The organism is Leisingera sp. ANG-M6 (genome assembly GCF_000813905.1).
In the GTDB taxonomy this organism is placed as follows: Bacteria; Pseudomonadota; Alphaproteobacteria; order Rhodobacterales; family Rhodobacteraceae; genus Leisingera.
In genome coordinates this window covers 302,862-328,784 of sequence record NZ_JWLG01000013.1, presented here as the reverse complement: position 1 = coordinate 328,784, position 25,923 = coordinate 302,862, and the positions used below count along the sequence as shown (strand labels likewise).

Annotated in this window: 26 protein-coding genes; 13 read left to right on the top strand and 13 right to left on the bottom strand. The window is 61.0% G+C overall.

The genetic code is table 11. The features are described 5' to 3' along the window. Positions 1-145 precede the first annotated feature (145 nt). The 7 genes from RA24_RS11490 to RA24_RS11460 are packed head-to-tail and all read left to right on the top strand — an operon-like array spanning position 146 to position 6,659. Positions 146-1,372, top strand: a complete 1,227-nt coding sequence (locus tag RA24_RS11490; protein ID WP_019297215.1) for a glycosyltransferase — start codon at positions 146-148, stop codon at positions 1,370-1,372. Then, complete coding sequence (locus RA24_RS11485; RefSeq protein WP_039191601.1) at positions 1,369-2,613, top strand: glycosyltransferase; 1,245 nt, start codon at positions 1,369-1,371, stop codon at positions 2,611-2,613. Before RA24_RS11490 ends, RA24_RS11485 begins: the two co-directional genes overlap by 4 nt. Beyond that, the gene (locus RA24_RS11480; protein WP_039191599.1) at positions 2,613-3,707 is read left to right on the top strand and encodes a glycosyltransferase family 4 protein; all 1,095 of its coding nucleotides are present in this window, start codon (positions 2,613-2,615) and stop codon (positions 3,705-3,707) included. The genes RA24_RS11485 and RA24_RS11480 overlap by 1 nt, the downstream gene beginning before the upstream one ends. Next, complete coding sequence (locus tag RA24_RS11475) at positions 3,704-4,291, top strand: histidine phosphatase family protein (protein ID WP_039191597.1); 588 nt, start codon at positions 3,704-3,706, stop codon at positions 4,289-4,291. The genes RA24_RS11480 and RA24_RS11475 overlap by 4 nt, the downstream gene beginning before the upstream one ends. Further along, complete coding sequence (locus RA24_RS11470) at positions 4,288-5,424, top strand: glycosyltransferase family protein (protein WP_039191594.1); 1,137 nt, start codon at positions 4,288-4,290, stop codon at positions 5,422-5,424. Before RA24_RS11475 ends, RA24_RS11470 begins: the two co-directional genes overlap by 4 nt. Continuing rightward, the gene (locus RA24_RS11465) at positions 5,421-6,179 is read left to right on the top strand and encodes a polysaccharide deacetylase family protein (protein WP_039173767.1); all 759 of its coding nucleotides are present in this window, start codon (positions 5,421-5,423) and stop codon (positions 6,177-6,179) included. The genes RA24_RS11470 and RA24_RS11465 overlap by 4 nt, the downstream gene beginning before the upstream one ends. Next, positions 6,180-6,659, top strand: a complete 480-nt coding sequence (locus RA24_RS11460; RefSeq protein WP_019297221.1) for a class I SAM-dependent methyltransferase — start codon at positions 6,180-6,182, stop codon at positions 6,657-6,659. Between the two features lie 72 nt (positions 6,660-6,731). On the opposite strand, the gene RA24_RS11455 is transcribed toward RA24_RS11460, so the two are convergent. Further along, positions 6,732-7,874 (bottom strand): alpha-D-ribose 1-methylphosphonate 5-triphosphate diphosphatase, encoded by a 1,143-nt coding sequence (locus tag RA24_RS11455; RefSeq protein WP_039149483.1) that lies wholly within the window; start codon positions 7,872-7,874, stop codon positions 6,732-6,734. Positions 7,875-7,924: 50 nt separating this feature from the next. Here RA24_RS11455 and RA24_RS11450 point away from each other — a divergent pair, with 50 nt between their 5' ends. After that, positions 7,925-8,608 carry a DUF1045 domain-containing protein gene (locus tag RA24_RS11450; protein WP_039149486.1) on the top strand — a complete coding sequence of 228 codons (684 nt, stop codon included), beginning with the start codon at positions 7,925-7,927 and terminating at the stop codon, positions 8,606-8,608. Here the strand turns inward: RA24_RS11450 and phnN are convergent. The 7 genes from phnN to phnG all read right to left on the bottom strand — a co-directional run bounded on the left by phnN (position 8,590) and on the right by phnG (position 13,925). Then, a complete protein-coding gene (phnN, locus tag RA24_RS11445; RefSeq protein WP_019297224.1) occupies positions 8,590-9,150 on the bottom strand; it encodes a phosphonate metabolism protein/1,5-bisphosphokinase (PRPP-forming) PhnN in 561 nt (186 codons plus the stop codon). The two genes, RA24_RS11450 and phnN, sit on opposite strands and share 19 nt — an antisense overlap. Beyond that, a complete protein-coding gene (phnL, locus tag RA24_RS11440; protein ID WP_019297225.1) occupies positions 9,147-9,830 on the bottom strand; it encodes a phosphonate C-P lyase system protein PhnL in 684 nt (227 codons plus the stop codon). The genes phnN and phnL overlap by 4 nt, the downstream gene beginning before the upstream one ends. Positions 9,831-9,840: 10 nt before the next feature. Further along, a complete protein-coding gene (phnK, locus tag RA24_RS11435; protein ID WP_039191591.1) occupies positions 9,841-10,611 on the bottom strand; it encodes a phosphonate C-P lyase system protein PhnK in 771 nt (256 codons plus the stop codon). Beyond that, on the bottom strand, positions 10,611-11,468 hold the full coding sequence (locus RA24_RS11430; RefSeq protein ID WP_039191804.1) for an alpha-D-ribose 1-methylphosphonate 5-phosphate C-P-lyase PhnJ: 858 nt from the start codon (positions 11,466-11,468) through the stop codon (positions 10,611-10,613). Before RA24_RS11430 ends, phnK begins: the two co-directional genes overlap by 1 nt. A gap of 315 nt (positions 11,469-11,783) precedes the next feature. Further along, the gene (locus RA24_RS11425) at positions 11,784-12,884 is read right to left on the bottom strand and encodes a carbon-phosphorus lyase complex subunit PhnI (protein ID WP_019297229.1); all 1,101 of its coding nucleotides are present in this window, start codon (positions 12,882-12,884) and stop codon (positions 11,784-11,786) included. A gap of 4 nt (positions 12,885-12,888) precedes the next feature. Further along, positions 12,889-13,473 (bottom strand): phosphonate C-P lyase system protein PhnH, encoded by a 585-nt coding sequence (gene phnH, locus RA24_RS11420; RefSeq protein WP_039173762.1) that lies wholly within the window; start codon positions 13,471-13,473, stop codon positions 12,889-12,891. Beyond that, positions 13,473-13,925 (bottom strand): phosphonate C-P lyase system protein PhnG, encoded by a 453-nt coding sequence (gene phnG / locus RA24_RS11415; RefSeq protein ID WP_039191588.1) that lies wholly within the window; start codon positions 13,923-13,925, stop codon positions 13,473-13,475. Before phnG ends, phnH begins: the two co-directional genes overlap by 1 nt. Positions 13,926-14,032: 107 nt before the next feature. Between phnG and phnF the strand changes: the two genes are divergently transcribed. Then, on the top strand, positions 14,033-14,746 hold the full coding sequence (gene phnF / locus RA24_RS11410; RefSeq protein ID WP_039191584.1) for a phosphonate metabolism transcriptional regulator PhnF: 714 nt from the start codon (positions 14,033-14,035) through the stop codon (positions 14,744-14,746). A 72-nt stretch (positions 14,747-14,818) separates the two neighbouring features. Here phnF and RA24_RS11405 read toward each other — a convergent pair whose 3' ends face one another. Genes RA24_RS11405 through RA24_RS11395 form a run of 3 tightly spaced genes read right to left on the bottom strand, consistent with a single transcriptional unit; the run spans position 14,819 to position 17,033 of the window. Beyond that, complete coding sequence (locus RA24_RS11405; RefSeq protein ID WP_039191581.1) at positions 14,819-15,622, bottom strand: substrate-binding domain-containing protein; 804 nt, start codon at positions 15,620-15,622, stop codon at positions 14,819-14,821. Next, positions 15,619-16,329, bottom strand: a complete 711-nt coding sequence (locus RA24_RS11400; RefSeq protein WP_039191579.1) for an ATP-binding cassette domain-containing protein — start codon at positions 16,327-16,329, stop codon at positions 15,619-15,621. The genes RA24_RS11405 and RA24_RS11400 overlap by 4 nt, the downstream gene beginning before the upstream one ends. After that, complete coding sequence (locus tag RA24_RS11395; protein WP_039149502.1) at positions 16,329-17,033, bottom strand: ABC transporter permease; 705 nt, start codon at positions 17,031-17,033, stop codon at positions 16,329-16,331. Before RA24_RS11395 ends, RA24_RS11400 begins: the two co-directional genes overlap by 1 nt. Before the next feature lie 292 nt (positions 17,034-17,325). Here RA24_RS11395 and nadA point away from each other — a divergent pair, with 292 nt between their 5' ends. From nadA to nadC, 3 genes are read left to right on the top strand one after another with little or no spacing between them, the layout of a single operon-like run. Beyond that, on the top strand, positions 17,326-18,378 hold the full coding sequence (gene nadA / locus RA24_RS11390) for a quinolinate synthase NadA (protein WP_039149506.1): 1,053 nt from the start codon (positions 17,326-17,328) through the stop codon (positions 18,376-18,378). Positions 18,379-18,381: 3 nt separating this feature from the next. After that, positions 18,382-19,938, top strand: a complete 1,557-nt coding sequence (locus tag RA24_RS11385) for an L-aspartate oxidase (RefSeq protein ID WP_039191577.1) — start codon at positions 18,382-18,384, stop codon at positions 19,936-19,938. Continuing rightward, entirely contained in the window at positions 19,935-20,789 is an 855-nt protein-coding gene (gene nadC / locus RA24_RS11380) for a carboxylating nicotinate-nucleotide diphosphorylase (protein ID WP_039191576.1), read from the top strand. The genes RA24_RS11385 and nadC overlap by 4 nt, the downstream gene beginning before the upstream one ends. Positions 20,790-20,853: 64 nt before the next feature. On the opposite strand, the gene RA24_RS11375 is transcribed toward nadC, so the two are convergent. Both RA24_RS11375 and RA24_RS11370 read right to left on the bottom strand, forming a co-directional pair. Further along, the gene (locus RA24_RS11375; protein WP_019297239.1) at positions 20,854-22,839 is read right to left on the bottom strand and encodes a CocE/NonD family hydrolase; all 1,986 of its coding nucleotides are present in this window, start codon (positions 22,837-22,839) and stop codon (positions 20,854-20,856) included. 195 nt (positions 22,840-23,034) lie between these two features. Continuing rightward, complete coding sequence (locus RA24_RS11370) at positions 23,035-24,138, bottom strand: CaiB/BaiF CoA transferase family protein (RefSeq protein ID WP_039191574.1); 1,104 nt, start codon at positions 24,136-24,138, stop codon at positions 23,035-23,037. A 281-nt stretch (positions 24,139-24,419) separates the two neighbouring features. Here RA24_RS11370 and zwf point away from each other — a divergent pair, with 281 nt between their 5' ends. Next, positions 24,420-25,880, top strand: coding sequence for a glucose-6-phosphate dehydrogenase (gene zwf / locus RA24_RS11365; RefSeq protein WP_039191572.1), 1,461 nt, complete (start codon positions 24,420-24,422; stop codon positions 25,878-25,880). Positions 25,881-25,923: the final 43 nt, after the last annotated feature.

Here is a 25,923-nt window from a genome sequence, read left to right as displayed (position 1 = left end):
GGACACCGGGCGTGCAAATTGAGGCGGAAGATGGCCGAGCATGAAAGCACGCGCCCGGAGACGAGCGGCAGCAACGGTTGCCGTTTTTTCTCTGCCGCTGCTCCCTGGTGCCTGACCCTGTCCGGCAATCCTTTCAGGCAATGACATGACGGAAACAGGCATCCCCCATTCCCAGGCAGAATTCACCAGGCGCGGCCCCCGTATCATGTTCTATAGCCATGACACATTCGGGCTTGGACACCTGCGCCGGTCGCGGGCGCTGGCAGGTGCGATCACCTCAGCCGACCCTGACGCCTCGGCCCTTATCCTCACAGGCTCGCCGGTGGCAGGCCGGTTTTCCTTTCCGTCCAGGGTCGACCATGTACGTTTGCCCGGCGTAATCAAGCGTGCTGACGGCTCCTATGCGTCGCGCACAATGGGAATGAGCATTGAGGAAACTGCGGAGTTGCGCGCGGCCCTGATCCGTTCGACCGTCGAACAATATGATCCGGATGTGCTGGTCGCTGACAAAGAGCCGACAGGTTTTCGCGGCGAGCTAATGCCGGCACTCGATCTGCTGAAGACACGCGGGCGTTGCAGGATGGTTCTGGGCCTGCGGGATGTGCTTGATGAACCTGAAGTGCTGGCAGCCGAATGGGAGCGTAAGCACGCGGTAGAAGCCACACGTGATTTCTATGATGAGATCTGGGTCTACGGCCCTCGTTCCGTATACGATCCGACCGCAGGGCTGCCCTTCACGCCGGAAATGCAGGCACGCATGCATTGGACCGGCTATTTGCGCCGCGATCTTGGCCAGGTTGGGGAACCGCCCGAGCAACCCTACCTTTTAGTCACGCCCGGCGGCGGCGGTGATGGCGAAATGATGGTTGATCTGGTACTGTCTGCCTATGAGGCCGACCCGGACCTCTCTCCCCGTGCGGTTCTGGTTTACGGTCCTTTCTTGTCCGGAGAGACCCGTGAGGATTTCGAAGAACGCGTTGCCCGCCTGAATGGCCGCGTCACCGCAGTTGGTTTTGAATCCCAGATTGAAACCCTGTTTGCCGGCGCAAAGGGCGTTGTTTGCATGGGAGGGTACAACACCTTTTGCGAGGTTCTTTCTTTTGACAAGCCAGCAGTGATTGTGCCCCGTACGACACCACGGCTGGAGCAATGGATACGCGCCAGCCGGGCTGAAGAGATCGGCCTCACTACAATGCTGGACGAAACCCGTGATGGATGGACAGCACCAGCATTGGCCAAGGCGATCCGTGCGCTGGCAACACAGCCTCCTCCCTCTGCCGCCGGCTCTGAAGGCTTGCTGGACGGGCTGGACTATGTGACCCGGCGCGTTGCATCGCTGCTTCAGGACACCCGCAAAGAGGCCGCCGAATGAACACTGCCCGCCCGCCGCTTGCGGTGGTGGTCAAGGGCTGGCCGCGCCTGTCCGAGACCTTCATCGCGCAGGAGCTGGTTGCCCTTGAGGCAGCTGGCCATGACTTTGAAATCTGGTCGCTGCGCCACCCGACCGACATTAAGCGCCATCCCTTGCACAGGCAGCTGAAGGCCAGGGTGAACTACCTGCCAGAGTATCTGTACGAGGAACCGGATCGGGTCTGGCGCGCCCGTGCTGCCGCACAACAAATGGTGGGTTACGAAGAGGCATACCAGATCTGGCGCGCCGACCTGCGCCGGGATGCAACCCCCAACCGCATCCGCCGGTTTGGCCAAGCCTGTGTACTGGCAGCAGAGATGCCCGATGAGGTGCTTGGCCTGTATGCGCATTTCCTGCACACGCCTTCTTCTGTCGCCCGTTACGCAGCGATCATGCGCGGTCTGCCATGGAGTTTTTCGGCCCATGCCAAGGACATCTGGACCTCGCCAAACTGGGAGATCCGCGAAAAGCTTTCCCGGACCCATCATGGTGCCGCCTTCGGCGCCACTTGCACCGGATTTGGCGCCAGACACCTGCAGGCAATGGCTGACACACCTGACCGGGTCGATCTCGTATACCACGGGCTGGACCTTACACGCTTTCCCGCTCCACCGGAACGTCAGCCGCGCTTGCCCCAGGACCCGGTTCACTTCATGTCTGTCGGACGCCTGGTCGAGAAAAAAGGTTTCGACAGGCTGATCGCTGCGCTGGCCTTGCTGCCTTCAGGCCTTGACTGGCACTGGACCCACATCGGCGGAGGCGGGCTGGGCGACTTGCTGCAGGGCATGGCCGAAGACGAAGGCATTTCCGATCGCATTACCTGGCGCGGTGCTTGCGACCAGCCTGAAGTGATAGAGGCCATGCGGTCCTCGGACCTGTTCATTCTGCCCAGCCGGGTAGCCGCAGACGGCGACCGCGACGGACTGCCCAATGTCCTGATGGAAGCGGCATCGCAGACCCTTCCGATCCTTTCGACCCCTGTGTCGGCGATTCCTGAGTTCATAGACCACGGCATCCATGGGCTGCTTAGCGAAGACAGTCCGGAGGCGCTGGCCGAAGCGATGCTCTATGCTGCCCGCCAGCCGCAGAAGCTTGCTGAGATGGCGGGTGCCGCCCTTGCACGCTTGCGCACAGATTTTGGCATGGACCCCGGCATTACGCAGCTTTCCAAGCGGCTGAATGCAATGCTGCAGTGCGATTGATGGCGGTGCTGCCCGGAACGGGAAAACGGGTTGCCTTTTACGCCCCGATGAAGCCGCCTCACCACCCTGTGCCCTCCGGTGATCGTGAAATTGCCCGCAATTTGATTGATCTCATGAGCTCAAGCGGCGCCGAAGTGCAACTGGTGTCAGACATTCGGACCTATGACAAACACGGCGATACCGAGCTGCAAAGCAATCTGCGCTCACAGGCAGCAATCGAATCCAGCCGCCTAATTGAACAAATGCAGGAGGCGGACCTCTGGGTCACTTATCACAACTACTACAAAGCGCCGGACCTGATCGGTCCTGTCGTGGCGCACGCCCGCGGCATACCCTACGTGCAAATCGAATCTACCCGCGCAAAAAAAAGGCTGACTGGCGGCTGGGAGCACTTCGCCAAGGCAGCCCATGCCGCAGCCGATGCTGCCGCCGCGATTTTCTATTTCACTGAACAGGACCGCTTCGCGCTGGAACGCGACCGGTTCGGCAATCAGACAGTGGCACCTCTCCCTCCCTTCCTGCCTCTTAGCGCACTGCCTGCTGCGTCCTCTCTGGACGGGCCGATGCTGGTAGCAGGCATGATGCGCGCGGGCGATAAACTTGCCTCCTACAGCATTATTGCAGAAACGCTTGCCCATCTGCCGGGCGATTGGCGTTTGGACATTGCCGGCGACGGCCCGGCCCGGCCCGAAATCGAGGCGCTGATGTCTCCCTTTTCGGATAGAGTTCGCTTTCTTGGCCAGCTCAGCCGTGCAGAACTGGCCAAGGCCTATGAAAATGCAAGCCTTTTTCTGTGGCCTGGCGTCAATGAGGCCTTTGGAATGGTTTTTCTTGAGGCGCAAGCCCATGGCCTGCCGATCGTTGCCCAGGACCGCCCTGGCGTTCGGGATGTATTGCTCCCTGGTCACTACCCAGCTGCCGAGGAGGGAGGAGAGGCTCTTGCGTCGTTTGCTGGCCAGCTGCTTGCAAACCGCTCTCTGCGCACTCAGACTGCCCTGAAAGCCCGCACGCATATTGCAAACAGGCATCTTGCGCCTGCCGCCGCCAAGCGGTTCTGGGATACCGTTCTGCCACTGATGGAGCCTTCTGAGTGATCCGTCTTGCCCTATTACGACATGGCCACACCGCCTGGAACCGCGCTGGCCGCATCCAGGGCCGCAGCGATATCCCGCTAGATGACGCGGCCCGGGCGGAGCTGCGCGGCTATGCTCTGCCCGCGGAGTGGAAGCAAGCAATGCTCTGGTCCAGCCCGCTGATGCGCGCAGCAGAAACCGCTCTGCTTGTCGCCGGACACCCTCCCCGCACCTCACCTGAGCTGACAGAAATGAACTGGGGCGATTGGGAAGGCCTTCATGGCGCGGAATTGAAAGCAGACCCGAGCAGCGGTTTCCGCGATATCGAGAGCTGGGGCTGGGACTATCGCCCGCCCGGCGGGGAAACTCCAAAAGAGGTCTGGTCCAGGATTGCGCCCTGGCTTAGCGGGTTGACCCAGGACGCTCTTGCCGTCTGCCACATCGGTGTCATGCGGATGATTTTGGCACGAGCGCATGGCTGGGACTTCAACGGCCCTGCCCCATTTCGCATTAAACGCAACCGCCTGTTCGTCGTGGAAGTTGACGAGACAAACCTCATACCTTGGGCAAACCCGGTGCGGCTGCTTCGCAAGGATGACTCATGAAAGTCCTGATTGCCGTCACGCACCTGCTGGGTACCGGCCACTTGTCCCGCGCGCTGACATTGGCCCGGGCTTTCGACGCGGCAGGCCATAAAGTGCAGATTGCGTCTGGCGGGTTTCCTGCGCCGCAGCTGAGCGCCGAGGGAATCGAGCTGATCCAGCTGCCACCGCTGCGTTCGGATGGGTTGGATTTCACACGGCTTATGGCGGACGATGACGCGCAGGCAGATGAGGCATATCTGGCACGCCGCCAATTGGCCCTTTGCACTGCGCTGCGAGACCTGCAGCCTGACGTCTTGCTCACAGAGCTCTACCCCTTTGGGCGCCGCTCCCTGCGCAGGGAGTTCCTCGCCCTCCTGGAGGCCGCTCACGCGCAGCCACTGCGGCCAGTTATCCTGTCATCCATCCGCGATATCCTCGCGCCGCCCTCCAAACCGGAGAAAGCGGAAAGGGCAGATGCAGTCGTCGCAAAATATTATGATGCGGTGCTGGTCCATTCCGACCCCGCTGCCACCCGGCTCAAAGCCAGTTGGCCGGTCTCCGGTTCGCTTGCAGCCAAACTGCGCTACACCGGTTATGTGGCCCCTCCTGCCGCGGGCCCGCACCCGCAGCAGGCAGGAACTGGAGAAGTTTTGGTAAGCGCAGGCGGCGGCAATGTTGGCACACCGCTCTACCGTTGTGCCTTGGATGCTGCAAGGCTGATGCCGGACACCTCCTGGCGGCTGCTGGTAGGCGGATCAGATGCAGAGATGCGCATTGCGGAGTTTGCCAGGACCGGCTCCCCAGCCCTGCTGGAACCCGCCCGCAAAGATTTCCGCCAAATGCTTTGCCACGCGGCCGCCTCTGTCAGCATGTGCGGTTACAACACCACGCTAGATCTTTTGCAGGCAGGCACGCCTGCCGTCTTGGTGCCGTTCGACGCTGGAAACGAGACCGAACAGGGCCTGCGTGCTGCCAGCCTTGCTCCACTGGACGGCATCAAAGTACTCAAGACGGCAGAGCTCTCTCCCGAAACGCTATGCACTGCGGTCAAGGCGGCAATGCAGGCTCCGCCGCGGCTAGCAGGCGGTTTCAGGTTTGACGGAGCCGCCCGGAGCGTGGAGATTGCCGCAGAGCTTGCAGGAGGGCGAGTATGACGGCGGATTGGAGCAATCTGGACCGGGAGTTGGATCACTGGCAAGAAGCGGGAATGACGCTGCCCCTGTGGTGGCGGGACGACGATGCGATGTCACATTCCGCCGAGCTTGAACGGTTGGCAGCGCTCTCAGAAGACCTTGATCTGCCGGTGCATTTGGCCGTGATCCCGCATGGCGCTACACTTGATTTGGCCCGGTTTATCGCAGAGAACCCGTCGCTCATCCCGATCGTCCACGGCTGGGCGCACCAAAACCACGCGCCTGCAGGCGAAAAGAAGGCCGAGTTCGGTGCTCACCGCCCGCTGGAGGAGCTGCTGGACGATGCTGAGCGCGGTCTGACTGCATTGCAGAAGATGTTTGGCAGCAGCCTGCGGCCAATGTTCGTTCCACCGTGGAACCGGATCTCGCCTGACCTGCTGACTTGGCTGGCGGGTGCGGGTTTCACTGCGGTTTCGACGTTCACACCGCGCAAGGCAGCCAAACCCGCCTCTGGCCTCTTGCGGGTGAATGCACATCTGGATCCGGTTGACTGGAAAGGCGGCCGCGGTCTTCTGCCGCCTGAGCAACTGATCAAGCAGGTGGTTCGCCAGCTGCGTGACCGGCGCCTTGGTGATGCAGACAATGCGGAACCTTATGGGCTCCTCACCCACCATCAGGTGCATGATGAAGCTATCTGGTCTTTCATCAGCGCGCTGGCTGGAAGACTGCTGGCTGGTCCGGGGGAGGCCTGGATTTATGATGAGAGGATGTCCTGAATGAGCCGTCTCGATTCCATGCTGCGCCGCCTGACCGCCCAGCGTGACGGCCTGAACTGGGCCGCGAAGCAAATCAGTGCGATGGATGGCGATGTTCTGGACATGGGGCTCGGCAATGGGCGCACCTATGACCACCTGCGCGAAATCCTTGGCAGCCGAAGAATCTGGGTGATTGACCGGATTTTGCAATGCCACCCTTCCTGCGTGCCGCCAGAGAAGGATTTTCTGCAGGGCGAAGCAAGGCCGATGCTGGAGCGGCTCGCCACTGAAGGCCGCAAGATAGCCTTGGCGCATTATGATTTCGGTTTTGGCGTCAAGGAGAAAGACGTCGCCGAGGCCACAGCCCTGTCGCCAGCAATTGCCCGGGTCATGGTGCCGGGCGGAATCATCGTCTCAGGTCAGCCGCTATCCGGGTTCGAGAAACTGGGCGGCCCCGAAGGCATACCCGCGGGGCGCTATATGTTTTATCGCGTCAACTGACGCCAGCGCTGCCCGGCGCAGGGCCGGGAAACGCTGGGCACGCACGCTTCAACCGCCCCTGGCGCAGTCCATTCAAGCTACCCGCAGGCCACGCGCCCAAACCCCGCGCAAAGCCGGAGTGCCTGATTTGAGGCCGAACCGGATCAGGTCGGCACGCTTGCCAGTCTCCAATCGTCCCCGGTCGTCTAGCCCAACCGCGGCGGCAGGTGCATGGGTCACGGTGCCCATCCCCCGCGCCATATCCCCCCACAGGCTGCCCAGCTTGGCTGCCGCCATCAGCAGCGCCGCAGGCACATAGTCAGACGATAGAATGTCCAGCAGTTCCAGCTCCGCCAGTTCCTGCGCTGCCACATTGCCGGAATGCGAGCCTCCGCGGACCAGGTTCGGTGCCCCCATCATGACCCTGATGCCAAAGGCGTGGCATGCTTGTGCGGCTTCTACCGTGGTCGGAAACTCGGCTAGGCGGATGCCATGTTCCGCAGAGACAGCCACCTGAGCCGCGGTGGTATCATCATGGCTTGCCAGCACAGCACCAAACCGCTTTGCAGCTTTAACAGCCTCCGCTTCGTGCAAGGCCCCATAAGTTTCTTGCAGCTCCATCAAATGCGCGATGTGGGCGTGGAATGCAGCGTCATCAAAGCCGTGTTTTCCCTTTACATACTGCTCCAGCTTGGAGAGGTCCCGGAACTGGCGCTGCCCCGGTGTGTGATCCATAAGCGAGACCAGCCCGACACGGTCGCCTTCTCCAAAAGCATTCAGCTCCTCCACCAGGGTATCAGTGCAAACCTCTGCCCGAAGATGCAGGAAGTGGGAGATTTTCAGCGCATCAGCAGCCCGCAGCTCCAGAAGCTCCGATGCCAGCTGCCGGGCATAAGCGCCATAACGGCTTTCGCGGCGGCTGATCGACCCGACGCGCATGGCGTCAAAAACTGTGGTGATGCCGGTACCAGCAAGCTCTGCGTCATGGGCAATAATTGCGCTGGCATGCGGCCAGCCCACCTTTGGGCGTGGCTGGATGTGGCGTTCCAGGTTGTCCGTGTGCAATTCCACCAAACCTGGACTGACGTAATCTCCTGCGCAGTCCACAGCACCAGCCGGCACCGACCGTCCTTCGGAAATGTCTGCAATCACACCACCAGCGATTTTCACACTGCCGGTTCGGATCTCACCCGGCAGTACCAAAGCAGCATTGGCAAGGATCATCTCTTCTGTCATCTGAACTTCACATCTTTCGAGCTATGGAAGGCCACGTTTAGGAGGCCAATGTGACATTCACGCGATACGCGATCTATTACGCCCCACCCGCGGAAATGGAGTGGAGCCGGTTTGCCGCCAGCTGGCTCGGCTGGGATATTGAATCGGGTGCTGAGCTGCCCCATCCGGCCGTGAATTATCTGGACATTGGCGAGATCACGGATGTGCCGCGCAAATACGGATTGCACGCAACGATGAAACCGCCGTTCCGTCTTGCCCCAGGCCAGTCCGCCGCTTCGCTGGAATCGGCTTGCGAAACCTTCGCCGCGGCTCAGAAACCTGTCATCCTTGATGGCCTTCATCTGGCCCGCCTTGGCCGTTTCCTGGCCTTGTGTCCAACCGGAGACCAAACGGCGCTGAAGGTTCTGGCCGCGGCCTGCGTCACGGAACTCGACGCGTTTCGAGCTCCCGCTTCCGAGGCCGAGCTGCAGCGCCGACGGGCTGCGGGCTTGACGCCCGTGCAGGACGAGAACCTCTCCCGATGGGGCTACCCTTATGTTCTGAACCAGTTCCGGTTTCACATCACCCTCACAGGTAAGCTGCCAAAACCAGAACTGCCTGCCGTCGAAACCGCGCTGGAGACGCATCTGCTTCCGTTGCTGCCTGCGCGCATTGTGATCCGCGATTTGGCGTTGGTCGGCGAGGCAAAGGACGGCAAGTTTCATCTGATCCACCGCTACGCCCTCTCTGGCTGAAGGGCTGCCAGCGCAGCGTTCACCGCAGCGCTCAGGGAACCGCTGTTGTCGATCTGATGGACACGGTTCAGTCCTGTCGGCAGCGGGCTGACGGCGCGGGCAAGACGCCGCTGCACTTCATCCCTGTCTTCCCGCCCGCGGGAAGCAAGCCGGTCTGCCAGCACCTCAGGGCGTGCGGTCACCGACAGCACAATAAAATCTCCAAATTTTTTCTGGGCCTCCAGCAGCACAGCCCGGGAAAGGTTCACCAGTACTCCGCCCGCGCCCTCACGCAAGCTTTCAATGTCGCGGGAAATGCCATAGTGCAGCCCATGCGCCCGCCAGTGCAGCGAAAAAACACTGTTTCCGGCCAGGGCGGAGAACTCTGCTTCTGATACCGCCTGATAATTCTCACCTCCCGCCTCCGGCGCGCGGGTGATCACCCGGCGCATTAACCGCAGTTGGGGGCCAGAAACAGCAAGAGCGGACATGAGGCTGTCCTTGCCAACCCCCGACGGTCCAACCACAGCGATAACCGGGCCTTTCTTGGCTGATACGCTCATGCCGCTGCCCTGGGAGAAAATTCAGTGACGTCCACAAAGCGATCACAAACCTGTTCACGTGCTGCTTCATCGTGGAAGATCCCAATGATCGCCGCTCCGCGCGCTTTTGCTTCCTCAATCAGCGCCAGCACTGTGGCTCGGTTCCGGGTATCCAAACTAGCCGTTGGTTCATCCAGCAGCATTGCGGGATAGTCATAAGCAAATCCGCGCGCGATGTTCACCCTCTGCTGCTCACCGCCGGAAAACGTCGTCGGGCTCAACCCCCATAGCCGTTCCGCGATATTGAGCTGTGTGAGCAACGAAGCAGCCTTGCTGCGTGCCTGATCCACCGGTGTGCCAACGGACAGCAGCGGTTCGGCCACCACATCCAGAGCAGGCACCCGCGGCACTACCCGCAGGAACTGGCTGACATAGCCCAGCGTCTCACGCCGCAAGGCCAGGATTTCGCGAGGCTCGGCCTTGGCAACATCGACACAGCCGACCATGACACTGCCGGAAGCAGCAAGGTAGTTGCCGTAAATAACCCGCATCAGGGTTGACTTGCCGGCCCCGGACGCTCCGGTCAATCCGACACACTCTCCGGGTTTCACACTCAGCGTGGCGTGTTGCATCACTGGGATCACCGCGCTGCCTTGATTGTGCAGCGTGAAGCTCTTGCATACATTCTTCAGTTCAATCATCACCCTACCCTCAGACTTGAAGCACACTGGAAACCAGCAGCTGGGTGTAGCCATGCTGGGGGTCGTCCAGCACTTGATCTGTCAGCCCGGTTTCCACCACATGGCCGTTCTTCATCACCATCAGACGGTCTGCCAGCAGGCGCACCACCGCTAGGTCGTGCGTCACGATGATCGCGCTCAATCCCATTTCCCGCACCAGGCCACGCAGCATATCCAACAGCCGCGCCTGAACCGAAACATCGAGGCCGCCGGTCGGCTCGTCCATGAAGACAAGCCGTGGGCCGGTCACGAGATTTCTGGCTATCTGCAGCCGCTGCTGCATACCTCCGGAGAAAGCCGAAGGTCTGTCGTCAATGCGGCTTTCAGAGATCTCTACCCGGCCCAACCAATCAGAGGCCTGTTCCCGGATCGTGGCGTAGTGGCGGTCCCCCACAGCCATCAGCCGCTCGCCGATGTTGCCGCCTGCACTGACTGACATCCGCAGCCCGTCACGGGCATGCTGATGCACAAACGCCCAGTCGGTGCGGGAAAGCATCCGCCGCTCTGGTTCGGACATGGTGACGGTATCCAGTGGCCCGTCCGCACGGGTGTTGAATATCACTTCACCCCGGTCTGGGGTTAGATGGCCCGCCAGGCAGTTCAAAAGGGTTGATTTGCCGGATCCGCTTTCGCCAACGATGCCCATCACTTCGCCGGGATGCAGATCAAAGCTCACATTTGTGCAGCCGATCCGCGCTCCGTAGTTTTTTGCAACGCCTTTTACTTGCAGCAAAGGTATCATCACGCTGCCTCCTCACCCAATTGGCCAACCTGACCCGCTTCGCGCCGCGAACGGCAATAGTCGGTGTCCGAGCAGACAAACATCCGGTTGCCCGCATCATCCAGGATGACCTCATCCAGATAGCTGTCTTCTGCCCCGCAGAGGCCGCATGGGTGATCTGCCTTGCTGGCCTGAAACGGATAATCCTCGAAATCCAGCGACACGACCTGCGTGTAAGGCGGAACTGCATAAATGCGTTGCTCCCGGCCGGCTCCGAACAGCTGGATTGCTGCCATCTCCATCTTGGGATTGTCGAACTTCGGGATCGGCGATGGATCCATCACGTAACGCCCCTCCACCTTCACCGGATAGGCATAGGCTGTGGCGATGGCACCATGTTGCGAGATGTCCTCATAGAGCTTCACATGCATCAGCCCGTATTCCTGCAAGGCATGCATTTTTCGGGTTTCAGTCTCACGCGGCTCCAGAAAGCGCAGCGGCTCCGGGATCGGCACCTGGTAGACCAGGATCTGATCCTCCGTCAGCTCCGCTTCCGGAATCCGGTGCCGGGTTTGAATGATGCTGGCTTTTTTCGTCTCCTCGGTGGTCGCAATCCCCGCCGTCTTTTCGAAAAACTTGCGGATAGACACCGCGTTCGTGGTGTCGTCCGCCCCCTGGTCGATCACCTTCAGCGTATCGTACGGAGTCAGAGTCGCGGCAGAGACCTGCACACCGCCGGTGCCCCAGCCATAGGGCATCGGCATCTCGCGACTGGCAAAGGGCACCTGATAGCCCGGCACCGCCAGCCCCTTGAGGATCGCCCGGCGGATCATCCGCTTCGTCTGTTCGTCAAGGTATGCAAAGTTGTAGTCAGACATCATGACCTCGAACTAGAATTTTGTGGCTCATGCCGGATAGGAGCGCTGAATTCCGATGGAAGACACTCTCGGCTATTTCTTGGCGGTTGGGCTTGGCGTCCTGATTTGGGCTCTCGTGCGCATTTTTCGCACTTTGCGCGCAGGCGGCTATGACCACGCGATGCGCCGCCCATCTGGACATAATCACACGAGTATTGACCCGGTTGATGCAAGCCTTGCGTCCTATGGCCCTGGCTCTGACCGTCCTTGGGGCCAAGGCCACAACAGCGAAGGATTCGCCGGAGGTGACGCAGGCGGCGGTGGAGGCGACTAAGCTCATTCCGCTGCCTCCTTTGCCGCCAGCGTCTCAGCAAGCTCTGCCGCTTCCCGGCGCAGCTTACGAACCAGTTCCAGCTCGGATTGAAAATCCACATAATGGGGCAGCTTGATGTGTTCTAGAAAGCCGGTGGCCTGAATGTTATCGGCGTGGCTCAGGACAAATTCCTCATCCTGCGCAGGCGCGCCAGAATTGTCCTCGCCCAGTTCCTCCCAGCGCAGTGCACGGTCGACCAGCGCCATGGCGATCGACTTGCGCTCTGACTGGCCAAAGACCAGACCATAGCCGCGGGTGAACTGCGGCGGCACCGTCTTGGAACCCTTGAATTGGTTCACCGTCTCGCATTCGGTCAGCTCCACTTCGCCGATTTCGATGGCAAACCCCAGTTCCGGGATTTCCATCTCGACAGGTACAGTGCCGATACGCAGTTCGCCGACAAACGCATGGTTGCGGGCATAGCCGCGCTGGGTGGAGTAAGCCATGCCGAGCAGGAACCCCTCGTCGCCCCGGGTCAGCGACTGCAGCCGCACCGCCCGCCCAGCAGGGAAGGACATCGGTTCGCGTGTCAGATCTCCCGGCACCGCGTTTGAGGCAGGCTCCTGTTCGATAATGCCCTCACCCTGCAAGAATCCGGTGATATGCGGCGTGGCTTGTGTGCGAGTTTCCGCAACCGGCGCCTCCGCAACGTCGCCCTCAGCCGCTAATTTGAAGTCCAACAGACGGTGAGTGTAGTCGAATGTCGGTCCCAGAACCTGCCCTCCCGGCGCATCCTTAAAGGTCGCCGAAATCCGCCGGTCGCAAGACATCTCTCCGGTCTCCACCGGCTGCGAGCACCCAAACCGCGGCAGGGTGGTGCGGTAGGCCCGGATCAGAAAGATCGCTTCGATTAGATCCCCTCGTGCCTGCTTGATCGCCAGCGCAGCCAGATCAGGGTCAAATAAAGACCCTTCTGCCATCACCCGGTTCACCGCCAGGCTCAATTGCTCGCGGATCTGGGCAATCGAAAGTTCGGACACTTCCTTGTCACCGCGGCGCTCCTCGGCCAGCCAAGTATGGGCGTTTTCGATGGCGCGCTCACCGCCTTTGACTGCAACATACATGGGCTCAGGCCTCCGCAGCGACAAAGGTTGAGCGCGGCAGCCCTGCCACCTGCGAACCCGCAGTGAAGAAAAAGTCCATTCCCAGCGGGTAAAGAGCCGCATTGTTCTGGAACGCCGCCAGTTCTGGCAATTGCATCCGGATGGCGCTCCTGATCCCGGGACCATTCAGCACCGCGTTGGGCATAGCAAAGCCAGGGGTTTCAACAATCAAAGTGGCTGAACGGTCAGGGTATTCCGGGGTGCCGATGCGGAAGCGGTTCAGCGGCAGCAGCGCGTCCCAGCTACCTAGCGCGAAATCCGCGTGCTCCGCCGGGACAACCGGCGCGCCCGTGTGAAACGTCAGCCAGCCGCGCAAGGCGTCCGTGTCTACGTCCGGCGCCAGATAGACGCCGGTTTCCGGATCGCAAAGTGTCAGCAGCAGACTGCCTGCCGCAATTGAGATCCCCTCGGGCGGTTCGGCACCAGTGATATCCTGAAGCTTACCGGGCCTGGCCATTGCATTCATCGCCGCGCGGAAGGCATGTGCCGCAGCCACCGGTGGGTTGCTGAAACCGCCCGCATAGATGGCATTGTGGGATTGAAGGCTCATTAGTCCTCTCCCCGCACCATGGTGAAAAATTCGACCTTTGTCGCTGCCGCCTTGGCGGCGCGGGCGTCTTTCTGCGCCTGCCGTTCCGCGGCCAAGGGTGCCAGCACCGCTACGCGCAAGCTCGCCGCCGCATCGGTCTGCATCAGCGCATCGACCTTGGCGGCAATTTCTGCCTTGGCCTTGCTGCGGCCCTGCACGCAGCCGTGGCCAACGGTGCCGTCCTCCAGCGAAAGCGCGCAGCGAGTGACAGTCATCTCACCCAGGTTGAAGGGCGCGCCGGACCCGCCCATGCGGCCCCTCACCATAATGCCGCCGACCTCAGGCGCGCGCAGAAAAACGCAGTCGGGATCTGCCCCGCAGTCCCGCCATAGCTCAGTCAGTCGGACCTCGCTGGCAGAAGCCAGAAGGCTCATCCAGCCCTTTCGGCCCTCTGCAGAAAAAGTGGTCTTCATTTGTCCATGCCTCTTGGCTAGGTTGTCTATATTACCTATACAACTAGACAAATGTTACCTGAGTCGCCCTGACCGGCGCAATCCAGGAGTTGTGAAAGTTCCGTGACATGGCCCGCACCCCCGTTTGGAAATCCATCGCCATTGCCCTGACCGACGACATTGCGCAGGGCCGTTATGAAACCGGTGGCAAGCTACCTGCCGAGGCACAACTCGCAACCCGGTTCGGCGTGAACCGCCATACGGTTCGCCGGGCGCTGGCGGAGATGAGCGAACAGGGCCTCGTGCATTCCCGCCGCGGCGCGGGGGTGTTCGTGGCGGCGAAGCCGACCGATTACCCGATTGGCAGGCGTGTGCGGTTCCACCAGAACCTGACACGCGAGGGCCGCAGCCCAGCCAAGCAGATCCTGACGCTAGAAACCCGTGCGGCATCCGCCCGCGAGGCCAAGGCGCTGCATCTGGACCCGGGCGCCGAGGTGCATGTCTATGACGGATTGTCACTGGCGGACGGTCAGCCCATTGCCCTGTTCCAAAGCATCTTTCCGGCAGACCGCTTTCCCGGCATCCTCGGCCACCTTCAGGAGCAGCGTTCGGTCACCGCGGCGCTGCAGAAGTGCGGGGTTGAGGATTACACCCGGATCGAGACCCGGATCACCGCCAAGCTTGCCACGGCCACTCAGGCCCTGCACCTCAGGATCTCCGAAGGCAGCCCGATCCTGCGCACAACAGGCGTCAATGCGGATCCGCAGGGGCGCCCTGTCGAGTTCGGCCGCACCTGGTTTGCCGGCGACCGGGTGACGCTCACGGTAGGCGGCGAAAGCTGAGGGCGCTTTCCATCAGCACCAAGAAAAGCCCCCGCCAAAGGCAGGGGCTCCGTTTATCCAGATCAGATCAAGTCACTGCTGGGCGTTAAAGACAAACAGCGTTTCCCCATTGATCTGGTAGCCGTTGATCAGCTCCCTGGCCTTGTCCGAGACCAGCCATTCCTCCAGTTGCATTGCCAGGCCATTCTTCACATGGCCATGCTTCTCCGGGTTCACCGGGATATAGGCATACTGGTTAAACAGCACCGGGTCACCGGCGAACAGCAGCTTTAGACCGCCCTTGTTGCCGAAGTTCAGCCAGCTGGCGCGGTCCGACATGATATAGGCGTCCATGCCCGCAGCGGTGTTCAGCGCTGCCCCCATACCCGCGCCAACAGCACGGTACCACTCACCGAAACCTTCGGGTTCCAGCCCTGCGGCCTTCCAGAGGCTTAGCTCCTTCTTGTGCGTGCCGCTGTCGTCGCCGCGGCTGACAAAAGCCGCCTCTGTCCCGGCAATCCTTTGCAAAGCACCGGCTGCATTTTCGGTGCCAGTGATCCCTGCTGCATCGCCTTCAGGCCCGATGAAAACAAAATCATTATACATGATCTCGCGGCGGTGGGTGCCGTTGCCGCCCTCCAGGAATTTCTCCTCGGCCTTCTTTGAATGCACCAGGATCGCGTCTACGTCGCCTGCCTCCCCCAGACGGATCGCCTGGCCGGTGCCGACGACCAGCAGCTGCACATCCAGCCCCAGGTCCTTCTTGATCTCCGGCAGAAGGATCTCAGCCAGCCCGGAATTGTGGAAAGAGGTGGTCACCGCCATCTTCATCTCTTCCGCCAGCGCCGCCGCAGCCCAGACCAAAGAGGCAACGGCGCCCAAAATCAGACGTTTCATTCGACAATATCTCCATTCAGAAATGCGCGCGCTTGCGCTGTTTCAGGCCCGGCGAAAAACTCTGCTGCCGGGCTGAATTCGTGGATGCGGCCCTGCAAGACAAAAATCACTTCATCCGCCAGCCTCCGGGCTTGGCCCATGTTGTGGGTGGACATGATCAGCCGGGTGCCGCTGCCGGCGGCATGTGCCAGAATTTCTTCAATTTCTCGGGTGGCCCGGCCGTCCAACGCCGCGCAGGGTTCATCCAAGAACAACACCTGCGGCTCGCGTACCAGCGCGCGGGCCAGCGCCAGCTTTTGCCGCTCCCCGCCTGACAGCATGGTGGCCTGACGTTCAAGAATTTCGCCTAGGCCGACACGGGCCGCCCAATCCGCAGCCCGCGAGCGGGCCTGGCGGCGGCTCAAGCCCGTCAGCCGCAGCGGGTAGGCGATATTGTCAATCACCGAACGCCGCATCATTACTGGGGTCTGAAACACAAAGGCCTGATGTTTTTGCGCCTCGTCCAGCGGGCAAGCCCAATTCAGGCTGCCACCATTCATCCGCACGATGCCATGCAGCATCTTGAGCAGCGTGGTCTTGCCTGCGCCATTCGGACCAATGATGATCGAGGTGCCCTGCCCGCCCAGCGTCAGGTCGACCGGGCCGACCAGCACCTTGCCGCGGCGGCGCACCTGGGCGCCTGTGGCCTTCAGCGGGAACATCTGCATCACCAGCGCCCCTCGCTCTCAGTGCGGCCCAGCCAGTGGATTGCCAGGTTGACCGCAATCGCCAGCGCAATCAGCACGAAGCCCAGCCCAAGCGCCATTGCAAATTCGCCCTTGCCGGTTTCCAGCGCAATCGCCGTGGTCAGCACCCGCGTTGCGTGGTCTATGTTTCCGCCGACCACCATGATCGCGCCCACTTCGCCGATCGCGCGGCCAAAGCCTGCCAGAGCCGCGGTCAGCAGCGCCCGCCGCCCATCCCACAACAGCGCCTGGATCCGTTGGAGCTGGGTCGCGTTCATCGAGATCAGCAGGTCGTGATAGTCGCTCCACAGCTCGCGCAAGCTTTGATGCGCAACCGAAGCGACCAGCGGCACCACGATGATCACCTGGGCGATGATCATTGCAGTGGGGGTGAACAACAGGCCGAAGACACCGAACGGGCCGGCCCGGGACAGAAACACATACACGACCAGCCCGACCACAACAGGCGGCAGCCCCATCAGCGCATTCAGCACCGCAATCGTGGCGCGCCGCATCCTGAACCGGCGCACCGCAAGGAAGGCCGCCAGCGGCAGCGCAATGGCGCAGGCAATAGCCAGTGCGGTCAGCGTCACCCGCAAGGAGCGTAAGGTGATCTCCACCAGATCCGCGTCCAGCGTCACCAGCAGCCAAAAGGCCTGGCTTAGTCCTGCCCACAGATCATTCATCGCGTCCGGTCACTCACCCTTGGCCCTAAAGATACCGGCCCGGTTTAACATGGCTTTGCGCGGCTCCAAATCACAGGAGAGGACGCCGGGACAGCCAAAAACGGCAATCCGGCTGGAAAATCATGCTGCCAATACCCATCTGAGAAATAACGGCTTCCCTGAGATGCCGCCTGTTAGCGCCAAATCACCGCATTTGGCTCCGTTTCCGCTCACACGCGCTTGCGCGGATGATATGAACATGAAACAACCCCCGCCCAAAGTGTCACCCCAGACGCAACCTTGAGGATACACCATGTTCGACCTGCAATCCATGCGGGATCAGCTCGCCAACCATTACGATCTGGCCCCCAACCCGGCCCTGGCCGAACAGATGGCAGATATCTACGCCCGCATGGACCGCGTGGTGAACCCAATCGAATGGGCCACTCATGCACCTTATGTTGCAGCGATTCTGGAGCTTAAAAAGCAGCGCAATGCGGTGATTCTGGCGCATAATTACATGACGCCAGAAATCTATCACGGCATCTCGGACGTGGTCGGCGACAGCCTTCAATTGGCAATCGAAGCGACACGGGTTGAGGCTGACGTGATCGTGCAATGCGGTGTGCATTTCATGGCCGAGACCTCCAAGATCCTGAGCCCGGAGAAAACCGTGCTGATCCCGGATATGGAGGCAGGCTGCTCGCTGGCAGAAAGCATTACCGCCGAAGGCGTCGCGGAAATGCGCCGCCGCTATCCCGGCGCGCCGGTGGTCACCTATGTGAACACCACAGCCGAGGTGAAAGCCGCCTCGGACATCTGCTGCACCTCCTCCAACGCGGCGCAGATCGTTGCCGCGATGGAGGAAGACACCATCATCATGACGCCGGACCAGTACCTGGCCCAGAACATTGCCCAGCAGGTTCCGGAAAAGAACATCGTCTGGTGGGAGGGCTCCTGCATTGTGCATGAGCAGTACACCGCCAAGGACCTGCGGGATTTCCGCGAATGGAACCCGGGCACCCGGCTGATCGCCCACCCGGAATGCCCGCCGGACGTGGTGGCAGAGGCCGACTTCTCCGGCTCGACCAGTGGCATCGTCAAATACGTGACCGACGAGAAGCCGGAAAAGGCGCTCCTGATCACTGAATGCTCGATGGCCTCAAATATCGCGGACCAGCTGCCCGAAGTGGAGTTTGTCGGCCCCTGCAACATGTGCCCCTACATGAAGAAGATCACGCTGGAGAAAATCCTTTGGTCGCTGCACACCATGACCGAGCCGGTCGAAGTCGACCCGGAAGTGGCTGACAAGGCCCGTGTCGCAGTTCAGCGGATGATCGACCTTTCGCAAAAGCTAGGCATCTGATCCGTGATCGAAACCAGCCGTATCGTCATTGCCGGCGCAGGCCTTGGCGCACTTTATGCGGCGCTTGAACTGGCACCGCGGCCGGTTCTGGTGATTTCCCCGGAACTGCTGGGGGAAGGCGCAAGCTCCGCTTGGGCCCAGGGCGGCGTTGCAGCTGCCATGGCCAGTCACGACACCCCAGAAGCGCACGCCGAAGACACCTTGCAGGCGGGGGCAGGCACGGTGGACCCTGAGGTGGCAGCAATGGTCACCAGGGTTGCACGCGAGCATATCATCGACCTCACCGAACTTGGCGCCCCCTTCGACCGCGACGCGCACGGTAACTACGTGATGAGCCGCGAAGCCGCACACTCCGCTGCCCGCGTGGTGCGGGTGAAGGGTGACCAGGCCGGCGGGCAAATCATGCAGACGCTGATCGCTGCCGTGCGGGCCGCTCCCTCTGTACAGGTTCTGGAAAATACTCAAGCCGTGCGCCTGGAAACCGACGGTGGTGCTGTCTCTGGCATCTGGATCAACCGTGCGGGCACGCCTTCCGCCCCAATGCTGATCAAGGCCCCAGGCGTGCTTCTGGCGGGTGGCGGTTCAGGCGGTCTTTATGCCCACACGACCAACCCGCCCCGCATCCGCGGCCAAGTGATCGGCTTTGCCGCCCGCGCCGGCGCCAGCATTGCCGACCCTGAGTTTGTCCAGTTCCACCCCACCGCCTTTGACATCGGCGAGGACCCGGCGCCGCTGGCGACCGAAGCCCTGCGCGGCGAAGGCGCGGTGCTGGTCAATGCGGAGGGCGAGCGTTTCATGCTGTCGCAGCACCCGGATGCCGAACTGGCCCCTCGTGACATTGTCGCTCGCGCCATCTTTGCCGAAACACAAGCAGGCCGCCGCCCGATGCTCGACACCCGCGAGGCATTGGGCGCGGAGGTTCTGAGCCGCTTCCCGACGGTTGCGGAAACCTGCGCCCGCGCTGGCATCAACCCGGTGCAAGAGCCGATTCCCGTCGCCGTCGCCGCTCACTACCACATGGGCGGGGTCGATGCGGACATGAAGGGCCGCACGAGCCTGGCAAACCTCTGGGTCTGTGGTGAGGCATCTTCAACCGGGCTTCACGGTGCCAACCGGCTCGCTTCCAACGGCCTCTTGGAAGCTCTGGTCTATGCCCGCAATGCAGCCCGGGACATGGCGTCTATGTACACTCCTGCAGAGGCGGAAGAGGTCGTCCCCAGCTTCTCTGCAGGTGGCAAGGATCTGGACCCGGCCGCGCTGCAAGACTTGCGGGAAACAATGACCACCCATGCCGGCGTGCGCCGCACTGGCGATGGCCTGAAACAGGCGCTTGCCGCCATTGCCAGACTTGAGGCCGAACAGTCGGCGGACGAAAACTTCACCAACATGTGCGCAACCGCCACATTGATCACCGCCGCCGCACTTCGGCGCGAGGAGAGCCGCGGCGGTCACTTCCGCGACGACTTTCCCGAAGCCGACCCCGAGCAGGCACACCGCACCCGCATTACCCTGAATGAGGCTCTTGCCATCCGCGCCAAGGCCGCAAAGGAGCTGTCATGAGCACTCAATTCGCCACTCTGCCCGACCTAATCCTGGAGCCGATAGTGCGCGCTGCGCTGATGGAGGACTTGGGCCAGAACGGCGATATTACCACCCGCGCGGTGATCCCGGCCTCTGCCAGCTATTCGGCCCGGCTGAACGCACGCGAGGACGGTGTGGTCTCCGGTATGCAGATTGCCCGAATCGCCTTTCACCTGGTGGATGCCGGGCTGAAGGTCGAAACGCTTCTGGCCGACGGCAGCCCTTGTCGGAAAGGCGACACGCTGATGACGATCGAAGGCTCTGCCGCCTCAATCCTGTCAGGAGAGCGTGTGGCGCTGAATTTTGCCGGCCGGCTGACGGGTATCGCCACCCTGACCGCGGCCTTTGCAGCGCAAACCAAGGGCACCGCCACCCGCATCACCTGCACTCGCAAGACCACCCCGGGCCTGCGTATTGCCGAAAAACAGGCGGTGTTGCACGGAGGCGGCTACAACCACCGCTTTGGCCTGTCAGACGCGATCCTGATCAAGGACAACCACATCGCTGCGGCGGGCGGGGTCAAGGCGGTGCTGGAAGCCGCCAAGGCCAGCGTCAGTCATATGATGAAAGTGGAAATTGAGGTCGACACCCTGGACCAGCTCTCTGAAGTGATCGCCACCGGCGGTGCCGATGTTGTGCTGCTCGACAACATGGAAACGCCTACACTGGTCAAAGCAGTGGAAATGGCCAAGGATCACGTCGTGACCGAAGCTTCCGGCAACATGCGACTGGATCGCATCGCCGAGGTTGCCGCCACGGGTGTCGACTATATCTCCTCCGGCGCGCTCACTCACTCGGCACGCACGCTGGATCTGGGCCTCGATTTCTGAACGTCAGGCTTGCAGTGCAGGCGTTGCACCGCAAGCCCGCATTTGCCCCGCGGCCTGCCTGAGCCTAAAGCACTCCGCGGGGAATGACCTCACGCCATTCCTTGGTTACAACCTCTTCCTTTTTTGCACCTTCATAGGCGGTGACCCTGCGCCAAAGATAGAAATTTGCCCGGTCGCAGGTCATCCTGTTTTCGGTGTCAATTGAGACATGCCAGCCATTGCGTTCAAACTCGAAGCTCCAATCGCTGGCAAAGGCCGCTGTAGCAGGATCATCGGGATGCACCTCGTAGTGCATGGTTACATGGCTGCCCACGCACATGCCATGATACGGGTCTACCGCCTTTCCGTAGTCGTCAAAGGTGTCCAGCACCAGCACGCCATCCTCACGCGTCCAGGTTTTTGACGTGCCGGAAGCCTTGCGCTGCTGCTCCGCCTGCAACACCGGATAGTCCCGCGGCGCGCCGGGCTCTTGCGGGTCGATCTCCTCGGACACACGGCGTTCCGGCAGCACCAGCTGGCAGCCCTCAAGATGCAGGTTGACCTCCGCCGCTTCCGGCGCGGGCCAGACAATCGGCCAGTAAGACGTCGACAGCGCCAACCGCAGCTGATGCCCCGGTTTTAGGCGGTGGGCGCATTCATTCAGCTCGATCTCCGCCTCATAGCGTTTACCAGGCACCAGCTTCTCCGGCGCCTCAAAACCCTTGCGGCACGTGAGGTTCAGCGGCCGGAAACTGATCCGCTGCGAGACACCCTCTGGCGAGACATCGCAAAGCCGCGCCACCAGCTGCGCAACCGGCTTGTCAACACTGAACGCCACTTTAACCCGAGGACGGCCCAGCACTTCCAACGTCTCCTCCAAGGGCGCGGTGTCGAAACAGGCTGAAAGCTTGTCATCCTCCGCCTGATCCCCCGCCAGTTCGTTGTCAAACCGCATGCCCGGGCAGAAATAGCCGCCGGCCTGCCCTACGGTCGCCGGGCTGCGGACAGCCAAAGCTCCGCTTGCCGCCGCCTCTGCCAAAACGCCTGCGCCCAGATGCATCACCCGGTCCTGCACGTTGGGCGATGGCCACGCGGCCTCTGCCACCCAGCGCCCCTGCCGCGGCTTGTTCTGCATGGTGGGGTTGAAATGCTCCTGCATATAGACGCGATAGTCCGGCAACTCCTCCGCACCAGTCTCTTCGCCCTTCAGCCACTTACCAAACCAGCGCAGCACCTCACCGTGGAAGTCTGCCGGGTCCAGTTTGGCAATATGGGCATAGCGGTGCTCCCAGGGGCCTATCATTGCCTTGGCGGGCACCGTCAGGTTGGCCGCCAACGCCGGCGGTGCGTTTACATAGGCGTCGGCCCAGCCGGTAATCGCCAGCACCGGTGCCTGAATGGCGGACCATTCCTCACAGACCGAGCCGTGTTTCCAAAAATCTCCACGCACCTGCTGACGAAGCCATTCCGCCGCCATGAAGGGCATCCCCTCGATACGTTTGATCCAGTCATCCCGCCAGTCCGACCGGAGCTCCGGATCCGCTGGGCGCGACTGGTAGGCAAACATCTGGCTGCCCCAGTTGGCATTGTCGCTCAGCAGGCACCCACCCATGTAATGAATGTCATCGGCATACCTGTCGACGGTAGAGGCAACGGAAACCACCGCCTTCAGCGCCGCCGGGCGGCGGAATGCCAGCTGAAGGCCATTGAAGCCGCCCCAGCTGATGCCGATCATGCCAATTTTGCCGTCACACCAGTCCTGCGATGCAATCCATTCAAGGAGTGTCTCGCCGTCGCTCAGTTCTTGTTCCGAATACTCATCATCGAAAACTCCCTCACTGTCTCCAGTACCCGCTATGTCCACCCGTACACATGCATAGCCCTCAGCAGCAAAGACCGTATGCGTTGTTTCATCCCGGGGGGCAGTGCCGTCACGCTTTCGGTAGGGAAGGTATTCCAGAATCGCCGGAAACGGCCCCTCGCCCTTCGGCAGCCACATACGAGCAGCGAGCTTGCGACCGTCGGGCAGAGTAATCCAATTGTTTTCAATGATGCGGTATGCACCCGGCATTGCGGTGTCCTTTAGCTTTAATTCGACGTCGGCCTTGCCTGCACATTCAACTAATCTGTAATTCCGGGAAAGTTAGCACGTGTTAGCATTTGCAAGCATATGTATGCGATCCTGCTTCAATTCGCGAAAACTTCCACTGGTCAAGCCCAATGTTTGCAGCGCCGGCGTGCAGATGTGTGAGCGAAGATAACACCGCTATTTCGGTAATTTGGGTGCAGATTTCTCAAGAGCCAAGTCAGCACCGGAAAACTTCCATGGCCCCCGCACCCCTGGCACCCCTTCCGGGGCGATTTGCATCCCTCTATGCCTAATCTGCGGGTCTTCGAACGCTTGGCCAATTGTGTTGATCGGCCCGGCAGGCACAGTTGCCGCCTCCATTGCTTCCAATAGCCCCGCTTGCGTCCATTCGGCCAGCGACGCCTCAAGGATCAAAGTCAGCTCCCTGCGGTTTGCCACTCGCAGCTGATTTGTCTGGAACCGTGCATCTGCCTTAGCCTCAGCAAGCTTCAGCACATCGCACAACCGCTGAAACTGACCGTCATTGCCCACCGCCAGGATCACATGCCCATCGCTTACGGCCATCACCTGATAGGGTGCGATATTCGGGTGGTCGTTGCCGAGCCGGGTTGGGCTTTCCCCGGTCGTCAGATAGTTCATTGCCTGGTTCGCCAGCAAAGCCGTTGCGCAATCCAGCAGCGACATGTCCAGATGCTGCCCGCGGCCCGTGGTGTGACGCTGCTCAACTGCGGCCAGAATGCCGATGGTGCCGTACAGCCCCGTGACAATATCTGTGATCGCCACACCCACTTTTTGCGGCTGGCCATTCTGCTCTCCGGTGATCGACATCAGCCCCGACATCCCCTGAAGTAAAAAATCGTAGCCTGCCCGCGCCGCATAAGGCCCGTCCTGGCCAAAACCGGTGACTGAGCAGTAAATCAGCCGCGGATTGATCTTCGACAGGCTATCGTAGTCCAGCCCGAACTTCTTCAACCCGCCAACTTTGAAATTCTCGATCAGGATGTCCGCATCCTCTATCAATTCCAATGCTGTCTGCTTGCCCTCTTCGGTGCGGAAATCTGCGGTCACGCAGTCCTTTCCCCGGTTAGCAGCATAGAAGTAGGCGGCCGTCTTCTCGCCGTCCCGCTCAATGAATGGAGGGCCCCATGTACGGGTGTCATCACCATCCGGGCTTTCCACCTTGACCACTTCTGCACCTAGATCTGCCAACGACTGACCTATCCAGGGGCCGGCAAGGATGCGGGCGAGTTCAACCACTTTCAGGCCTGCAAGCGGGGTCATGGAATCTCCTTCAGAGCAGAGGTTGCTTACTTATCGACATGCTTAGCTGCCGCCAGTTGATCCGGCAAGATTTGATCAAATTTCCAACCCAGTGAAGCCCCTCACCGGTCAAACATGCTGTCTGCGAATTCTGAAGATTTTTGTAGCTCTCCACCTTAAGCCATGTTAGCGATAACGCAACTTTAACCGGCCCAATTCCTGCGGCAGGAATTGAATTGCACTGTTCCAGGCGGCACAATGGTCTGGCTTTGCGGCCCCAATGGAACAGCGATGTAAAATCAATGGTTTCCCGCGTCATTCCAGTTGCCCCTTTTGACCTCGTGCTGTTTGGCGCGACTGGCGACCTGGCGCGCCGCAAAATTTTACCGGCCTTGTTCCACCGTTTTCAAATTGGTCAGTTCAGCAGCAATTGCCGGATTATCGGCAGTTCCCGCAGCGAGCTGACGGCAGAAGAGTTCCGCAACCAAACCGCAAATGCGATCCGCGAGTTCGGCCAGGATGTAGAAACCACACCAGACGAAATCGCTGCTTTCACGGCGCTTCTTGACTATGCCGCCGTGGATGCACGTGGCGACGCAGGCTGGGATGAGATTCACGAAAAACTACGCGACGATGCAGTGCGCGCTTTCTATCTGTCTGTTGGCCCGTCTCTGTTCACAGATATTGCTCGCCGCCTTAGCGAAACAGGTATTGCTTCGCCCGAAAGCCGCATTGTTCTGGAAAAGCCCTTCGGACACGACTTGGCCTCAGCCCAAGCTCTTAACGCCGCACTGAGGGAACACTTCGAGGAGCAGCAGATCTACCGGATCGACCATTACCTGGGCAAGGAGACGGTGCAGAACCTGATGGCGCTGCGCTTCGCAAACTCGCTGTTCGAGCCGCTCTGGAATTCCTCCCACATCGACCATGTGCAAATAACCGTGGCCGAAAGCATCGGCGTCGAAGGTCGCGGCGAGTACTATGACAAATCCGGTGCCATGCGGGACATGGTACAAAACCACCTGATGCAGCTTCTCTGCCTGACCGCAATGGAACCGCCGGCGCAGTTCACCCCCAACGCGGTGCGGGATGAGAAAGTCAAAGTGATCGAGGCGCTGCGCCCGGTGCCGCAGGAGAGCATTGCCCGCGGCCAGTACCGGTGCAGGAACGGCGGCAAAGACAGCGATGGATACCGCGACCATGCCGGCAACACTGCCAGCCGCACCGAAAGCTATATCGCGCTCAAGGTGGAGGTAGCGAACTGGCGCTGGGCCGGCACACCCTTCTATCTGCGTACCGGTAAACGCCTGCGCGAGCGCGTGAGCGAGATTGCCGTCTATTTCCGCGACCCGCCGCACAACATTTTCGAAGGCTCGGGAACAGTGCACGGCAACGTGCTGGTGATCCGGCTGCAGCCGGATGAGGGTATCACCCTGAAGACCACCATCAAGGATCCCGGCCCCGGCGGCATGCGGCTTACCGGTGCCAACCTGGACATGACCTTCGCCGACGAGCTGGCCGAATCGGGACGCCCGCAAGATGCCTATGAACGCCTGATTATGGATGTGATCCGTGGGAATCAGACCCTGTTCATGCGCGGCGACGAGGTCGAGGCCGCCTGGGCCTGGGCCGACCCGATCATCGCCGGCTGGCAGGACACAGGCGACACCCCGCAATCCTATGACAGCGGCAGTTCAGGTCCCGATGACTCACTCTTGCTGATCCACCGTGACGGCCGCCGCTGGCGCAGCGTCGGAGCGTAATATGGCCGCCCTCCCTTTCGCCACCGCAGTTTGCAGCAAAGGC